This window comes from Actinomadura sp. HBU206391, assembly GCF_014323665.1.
In the GTDB taxonomy this organism is placed as follows: Bacteria; Actinomycetota; Actinomycetes; order Streptosporangiales; family Streptosporangiaceae; genus Actinomadura_C.
Genome location: NZ_JABVEB010000310.1, coordinates 1 through 5,854 on the forward strand (window position 1 = coordinate 1; position 5,854 = coordinate 5,854).

The 5,854-nt window shown below is 70.7% G+C and carries 4 protein-coding genes; 3 read left to right on the forward strand and 1 reads right to left on the reverse strand.

Annotated elements, in window-relative coordinates; translation table 11 throughout:
- The first annotated feature begins 105 nt into the window (after nucleotides 1-105).
- On the forward strand, nucleotides 106-555 hold the full coding sequence (gene paaI / locus HKK72_RS35010) for a hydroxyphenylacetyl-CoA thioesterase PaaI (protein ID WP_315987602.1): 450 nt from the start codon (nucleotides 106-108) through the stop codon (nucleotides 553-555).
- 135 nt (nucleotides 556-690) lie between these two features.
- Here paaI and HKK72_RS35015 read toward each other — a convergent pair whose 3' ends face one another.
- Nucleotides 691-2,907: an HNH endonuclease signature motif containing protein gene (locus HKK72_RS35015; protein WP_187238700.1), complete on the reverse strand. Its 2,217-nt coding sequence runs from the start codon at nucleotides 2,905-2,907 to the stop codon at nucleotides 691-693.
- Nucleotides 2,908-3,093: 186 nt separating this feature from the next.
- Here HKK72_RS35015 and HKK72_RS35020 point away from each other — a divergent pair, with 186 nt between their 5' ends.
- Both HKK72_RS35020 and HKK72_RS35025 read left to right on the forward strand, forming a co-directional pair.
- The gene (locus tag HKK72_RS35020) at nucleotides 3,094-3,936 is read left to right on the forward strand and encodes an SDR family oxidoreductase (protein ID WP_187238701.1); all 843 of its coding nucleotides are present in this window, start codon (nucleotides 3,094-3,096) and stop codon (nucleotides 3,934-3,936) included.
- Between the two features lie 273 nt (nucleotides 3,937-4,209).
- On the forward strand, nucleotides 4,210-5,817 hold the full coding sequence (locus HKK72_RS35025; RefSeq protein WP_187238702.1) for an alkaline phosphatase D family protein: 1,608 nt from the start codon (nucleotides 4,210-4,212) through the stop codon (nucleotides 5,815-5,817).
- Nucleotides 5,818-5,854: the final 37 nt, after the last annotated feature.

The following is a 5,854-nucleotide window of genomic DNA, read 5'->3' on the forward strand; positions in this document are numbered from 1 at the left end:
CGCGCCGCCGGCTCGCTGGAGGACCGGGCCTGAGCCCGATCGCTCCGGGATGGAAGACGGAGGGCGGCATGGGCGAGCGGCTGCATCCTGCCCTACGGTGATCAGGTGACAGAGGCGGAAGAGCTGGCGAGGCGCTGTGCAGCGGCGATGTACGAGCGTGATCAGGCGTCGCGGCACCTCGGCATCGAGATCAGTGACGTGGCGCCCGGCCGGGCTCGGGCCCGGATGCGCGTGACCTCCTCGATGGTCAACGGCCACGACCTCGCCCATGGCGGCTACGTGTTCCTGCTCGCTGACGACGCCTTCGCCTTCGCGTGCAACACCTATGACCAGGTGACGGTCGCTGCGTCCGCCGAGGTCGTGTTCGTGGCCCCGGCCCGGCTGGGCGACGAACTGGTCGCCGAGGCCGTCGAACGCACCCGATACGGACGCAGCGGAATCTACGACGTGACCGTACGCCGGAGCGGCGACGACGCCGTCATAGCGGAGTTCCGCGGACACAGCCGAGGCCGTGCGGAATCGCTCCTGGACCCGCCGCCCGAAAAGGACGGCTGATTCGGCGGACCCGCGGGCAGCCGCGCGATCCTGCGGTGGCCGCCATTCGCGGGGCGCACATACAGCGCGGCGGAGCGATCTACACCGAGGAACTGGCCGAATGCGGGCCGGTCGGTGCGCGGTGTATCGGGGCGATCAAGCGGCGCGGTGGGGTGGGTGGTGTTCGTTGAGAGTGCGCCCGTCCGGTGCGGTGGCGGTAGTGGTGCCGTCGGCGTTGAGCGCGATGTTCCACCCCCAGGTGTGCACGGCGATGAGGTGATGGAAGCTGCAGAGGGTGAGCAGGTTCCACAGAGCCGTCGGTCCGTTGCGGGATCTCGGCGTGATGTGGTGGACCTGGGACAGTGCGGCCGGCTGATCGCAACCGGGGAACCGGCACTGCCGGTCCCTGCGGCGCACGAGTCGCTCAAGCGCGGCGGGGACGGTCCTGCCGTCGGTCCCGGCGTCGAGGACGATGCTGGGCGTGGCCAGCGGGCCGGTGAGCCGCCGGGTGCGGACGTAGGAGGCGAGTCCACCCGGCCCCGACAGCACCTGGACGGCCCAGCGGAGCATCGCTCGGTGCAACCGGGCGAGGTCCTCCTCGCCGAGGACATCGGTCACCGTCCCGGGCGGTCGCTCGTGGGAACCGCCTGATCCGCCGGTGGCGTGGTGTGCGGCATCGCCGGTCGGGTGCTCGCCGTAACGGTCGAGGTGGCCGCTCGCGGTGCGAAGCTCCTCCGACGCGGGACCGGCCGGGTGCCGGGGTAAATGGTGGGCCAGCCATAGCTCGGTCATCTTCGCCAGTGCGTCGAGGTCGATGGCGGCGGTGACGACGGGCGTGATGACCGAATCACAGGCGAGCGCGCCCGCGAGACCATTCCCGATCGGCCCGACACCGTGCAGGCTCGCGCCGCTGCCGAGCCCGGGCAACGGCGGTTGGACCGTCCCGTGTGGCCCGTTCATCAAGCCGCTGAGCGAAGAATCCCACGGGTCGCGGCCCGGCCGGCGGAGCGGCCCGTTCAGCGCTCCGGTCACTGTTTCGTTCTCCGACCGGTTCCTCGGATCGCGCGCAGGCTCCTGTGAACCGTCCGCCATCCGGCTCCCACGCTCGGCTCCGGACCCGCTCGTGGTGTCGAGTGCGGGTGTGTTGGCCGGGTGGAGGGTGGGTGGATGTTCGGCTTCGGGCGGGTTCGCGGGGTCGGGCGTGGTTGTGGGTGTGTTCGGGGGGTGGGGAGCGGGTGGGTCTTCGGCTCCGGACCCGCTCGTGGTGTCGAGTGCGGGTGTGTTGGCCGGGTGGAGGGTGGGTGGATGTTCGGCTTCGGGCGGGTTCGCTTGGTCGAGCACGGGGGCGTTGGCCTGGTCGCTCGGGGATCCGTTCTCAGGTGCGTGCTCAGCCTTGTGGTCACCGGGCGGCTGGTCGAGCAGGAGTGCGCGGACGGTGTCGTCGTCCCCGGCGTTCCCACGGGTGCCGGTGCCGGTGCGCTGGAGGCGGTCGCGGGTCAGCTGGGCGGCGGCGTGCTCGATCCATTCTTCTCCGGCCTGCGCGGACCCCGGCAGGGACAGCAGGGTCGCCAGGTCCATGTCGACCTTCACCTGCGGTTTGGACCCGCCCCGCTCAGGCAGCAGCCCCGAGTACGTAAGCCGCCGAAAGGCCTCGACCAACGCGTCATGGCGGCGTTGCGCCTTGGTACGGGTGTCCTCCGGGCCGGCCTTGACCGCCAGCGACTCGATCACCGTCTCGGTCAGCGCCGTGGCCTCGGCGGTCAGATCCCCGTTGATCCGTCCCACCCCGCCCAGCGTCTTCGACACCGTCAGGTTCCGCTCGGCTTGCCGTCGCGCCGCCTCGTCCTCCAGCCCGGAGGGCCGCAGCTTGCGCAATGCCACGGTGGCGATCGTGACCAGGTCGTCGAGCGTGGCACCCGAGACGGCCGCCTCCACCAGGATGCCCTCGACCGCCTCCCGATCCTCGGCCGGGAACCTCTCGACCGCCTCGGCTATCCACCGCCCATATGACTCCGTCAGCGACCCATCGGCGAGGGCCTGCCGCACATGCGGACGACGACGGACCTTGAACGCCGCCGCGACCTGTCCCCGGCCCGCCGCCGGAGTGCACCGCGTGAACCACGACAGCCACGCTCCGACGGATCGCTGCCCGTCGGCCTGCGGGCCGGAACCGGTGTGAAACGCACCCACCAACTCAGCGTGCGCGGCGGTGCCCTTGGCCGTGACCCGCGCCCAGTGCTTCAACAGCTCCGCCAGCGCCGCCACCGGCAACGAGAGAACATCCTCCGCATTCAAGAAATCGAACGCCGCCTCGGCCATCGCCAACGCCTCGGCCGCACATGACGGCGAAGGCGCGGGAAATGGATCCGACACGGTGGCCTCCAACGCGAATGGGGATGGGCGGAGCGGGTCGGGAGCGGTGATGAGCTGCTCGCCATCATTAATTTATCGAACTGGAGTTCGAAAGGCAATATCCTTGGCCAATTAACGGCTCGCTTTCATGTCCTCCTATTTTTATTGATTAGCGCTATATCTTTATGATTTGCCATAATTACGGGCATGGTACTGAATGACGGTTTTGTTCAAGATCTGCGACGCGACGCCCTTCCGCTGCGGGGCCGGGTCGCGGTGGTGACCGGCGTCGGCCGCCGGGCGGGCATCGGATACGCGACCGCTCGCAGGCTGGCCGCGTACGGTGCGGACCTGATGCTGCACCATTACGCGCCGCATGACCGGGAGCAGCCCTGGGGTGCCGATCCCGGTGGGCCCGATGCCGTCGTCGCCGGGGTGGCGGAGGCGCTCACCGACGGGGCGCGGGTCGAGCATGTGAGTCTCGACCTCGCCGATCCGGACGCTCCGCGGCGGCTGCTCGACGCGGCCGTACAGTCGTTCGGGCACGTGGACGTCCTCGTCTGCAACCACGCGCGCAGTGGCGGTGACGGCCCATTGCAGGCTCAGAGCGCGGAGACGCTCGACGCGCATTGGGCGGTGAACACCCGCTCCGTGATCCTGCTGACGAAGGCCTTCGCCGCCCAGCACGACGGGCGACCCGGAGGCCGCGTGATGTTCATGACGTCGGGGCAGGAGCTCGGCCCGATGCGCGACGAGGTGGCCTACGCCGCGAGCAAGGGCGCCCTCGCCTCGATAAGCCGCACCCTCGCCGACGAACTGGCCGACCAGCGGATCACCCTGAACACCGTCAATCCGGGCCCGGTGGATACCGGTTACGCACCCCCTGAAGTCGTGCGGCGACTGGCGGAGGAGCACTTCCCGCAGCGCCGTTGGGGACACGCCGACGACCCGGCCCGGCTCATCGCCTGGCTGGCGACCGACGAAGCCGAATGGATCACCGGGCAGGTCATCAACACGGAGGGAGGTTTCCGGCGCCACGGCCCGCACTGAGTCACTCGTGGCTTCGTAACGGCGACCGGGTGCAGCAGTGGGGCACGGGGCCGGGCGCAGTGCTGGCGGCACGGTGCGCGCGGCACGGTGGTGGAGGCGCGGTGGTGGAGGCGCGGTGGTGGAGGCGCGGTGATCAGGGCGCGGTGGTCAGGGCGCGGTGGTCGCCGGCTCGTCTGCCGCCCTTATTTCGATGACATGGCGGCTCGATGAAGTAACCGCATCGTCTTGTTCCGGGGTCTTCCACAGCGGTGGTCCGTAGGTGATCCTCAAGCGGTGAGCCGATTCGAGCGCCGTGACTTCCTCCGCGCCGCCGGGGCCGGGGCCGCGGGTGTCGCGGCCGCCGGACTGCTCGCCGGCCGTGCGGGCGCCGCGCAACCCGCGTTCTTCCAGCACGGGGTCGCCTCCGGGGACCCGCTGCCGGACTCCGTGCTGCTGTGGACCCGGGTGACGCCCAGCGCGGACGCCCTGCCCGGCTCGGGCGTCGGCCCCGCCGTCGACGTCGGCTGGCAGGTGGCGGCCGACTCGGGCTTCGCCCAGGTCGTCGCCTCGGGTTCGGTGCGGACCGGGGCGGACCGGGACCACACCGTCAAGGTGGACGTGCGCGGGCTGAGCCCGGCGACCGGCTATCACTACCGGTTCCTCGTGGACGGCGTGAGCTCGCCGGTGGGGCGGACCAGTACCGCGCCCGCACCGGACGCCGACGTCGCCGGCCTGCGGTTCGGGGTCGTCTCGTGCGCGAACTGGGAGGCCGGGTACTTCAGCGCCTATCGCCATCTCGCCGCCCGCGACGATCTCTTCGGGATCGTCCATCTCGGCGACTACATCTACGAGTACGGCTCCGGTGACTTCGCCGCCGGCGGCCGGATCATCCGCCCGAACGTGCCCGCCCACGAGATCCTCACGCTCGCCGACTACCGGATGCGGCACGGGCTCTACAAGTCCGATCCGGATCTGCGGGCCCTGCACGCCCGCTTTCCGTGGATGATCGTGTGGGACGACCACGAGGTCGCCAACGACGCCTGGTCGGGTGGGGCGGAGAACCACGACCCGGTCACCGAGGGCCCGTGGGCGAGCCGGCTCGCGGCGTCGCGCCAGGCGTACTACGAGTGGATGCCCGTCCGGCTGCGGGCCGACGGCGGCATCCACCGGCGGCTGCGGTTCGGCCGGCTGGCCGAGCTCACCCTGCTCGACCTGCGCAGCCACCGCTCGCAGCAGACGAGCGGCGCCGCCGTCGACGATCCCGCCCGTACCATCACCGGCGACGCCCAGATGGACTGGCTGAAGTCGGGCCTGTCGGCGAGTGAGACCCGCTGGCGGTTGGTCGGCAACTCGGTGATGATCAGCCCGGTCGCCCTCGGCGCGCTGCCCGCGTACCTGCTCGGGCCGCTCGCGAAGCTGCTCGGCATCCCGGCCGGTGGCCTCGCGATCAACGCGGATCAATGGGACGGATACACCGCCGACCGCCGGGAAGTGCTCGGCCACCTGCGCGACCACCGGATCGAGAACACCGTCTTCCTCACCGGCGACATCCACACCTCCTGGGCGAACGACGTCCCGCTCACGGCCGCGACCTACCCGCTGTCACCGTCGGTCGCCACCGAGTTCGTCGTGCCGTCGGTGACCAGCGACAACATCGACGACATCCTCAAGGTGCCGCCACGGTCACTGTCGCCGATCGCCGAGGGAGTGCTGCGGACGACCAACCGGCACGTCCGGCAGGTGGAGCTGGACGCGCACGGTTACGGGGTCCTGGACGTGCAGCAGGCCCGGGTGCGAATGGACTGGTACGCGCTGTCGGACCGGACTCGTGCGGACAGCGGCGCGTCGCCGCTCATGTCCTTCGGCACCGCCAGCGGGTCGCAGCGGCTCGTACGCGCCTGACACGACGCCCGAGGCCCAGCCCTCGGGCGTCGTGGGC

Bases quoted from the DNA above. Each gene is read 5' to 3' on its own strand.
- HKK72_RS35020 (WP_187238701.1), top strand. From the start codon at position 3,094: ATGGTACTGAATGACGGTTTTGTTCAAGATCTGCGACGCGACGCCCTT.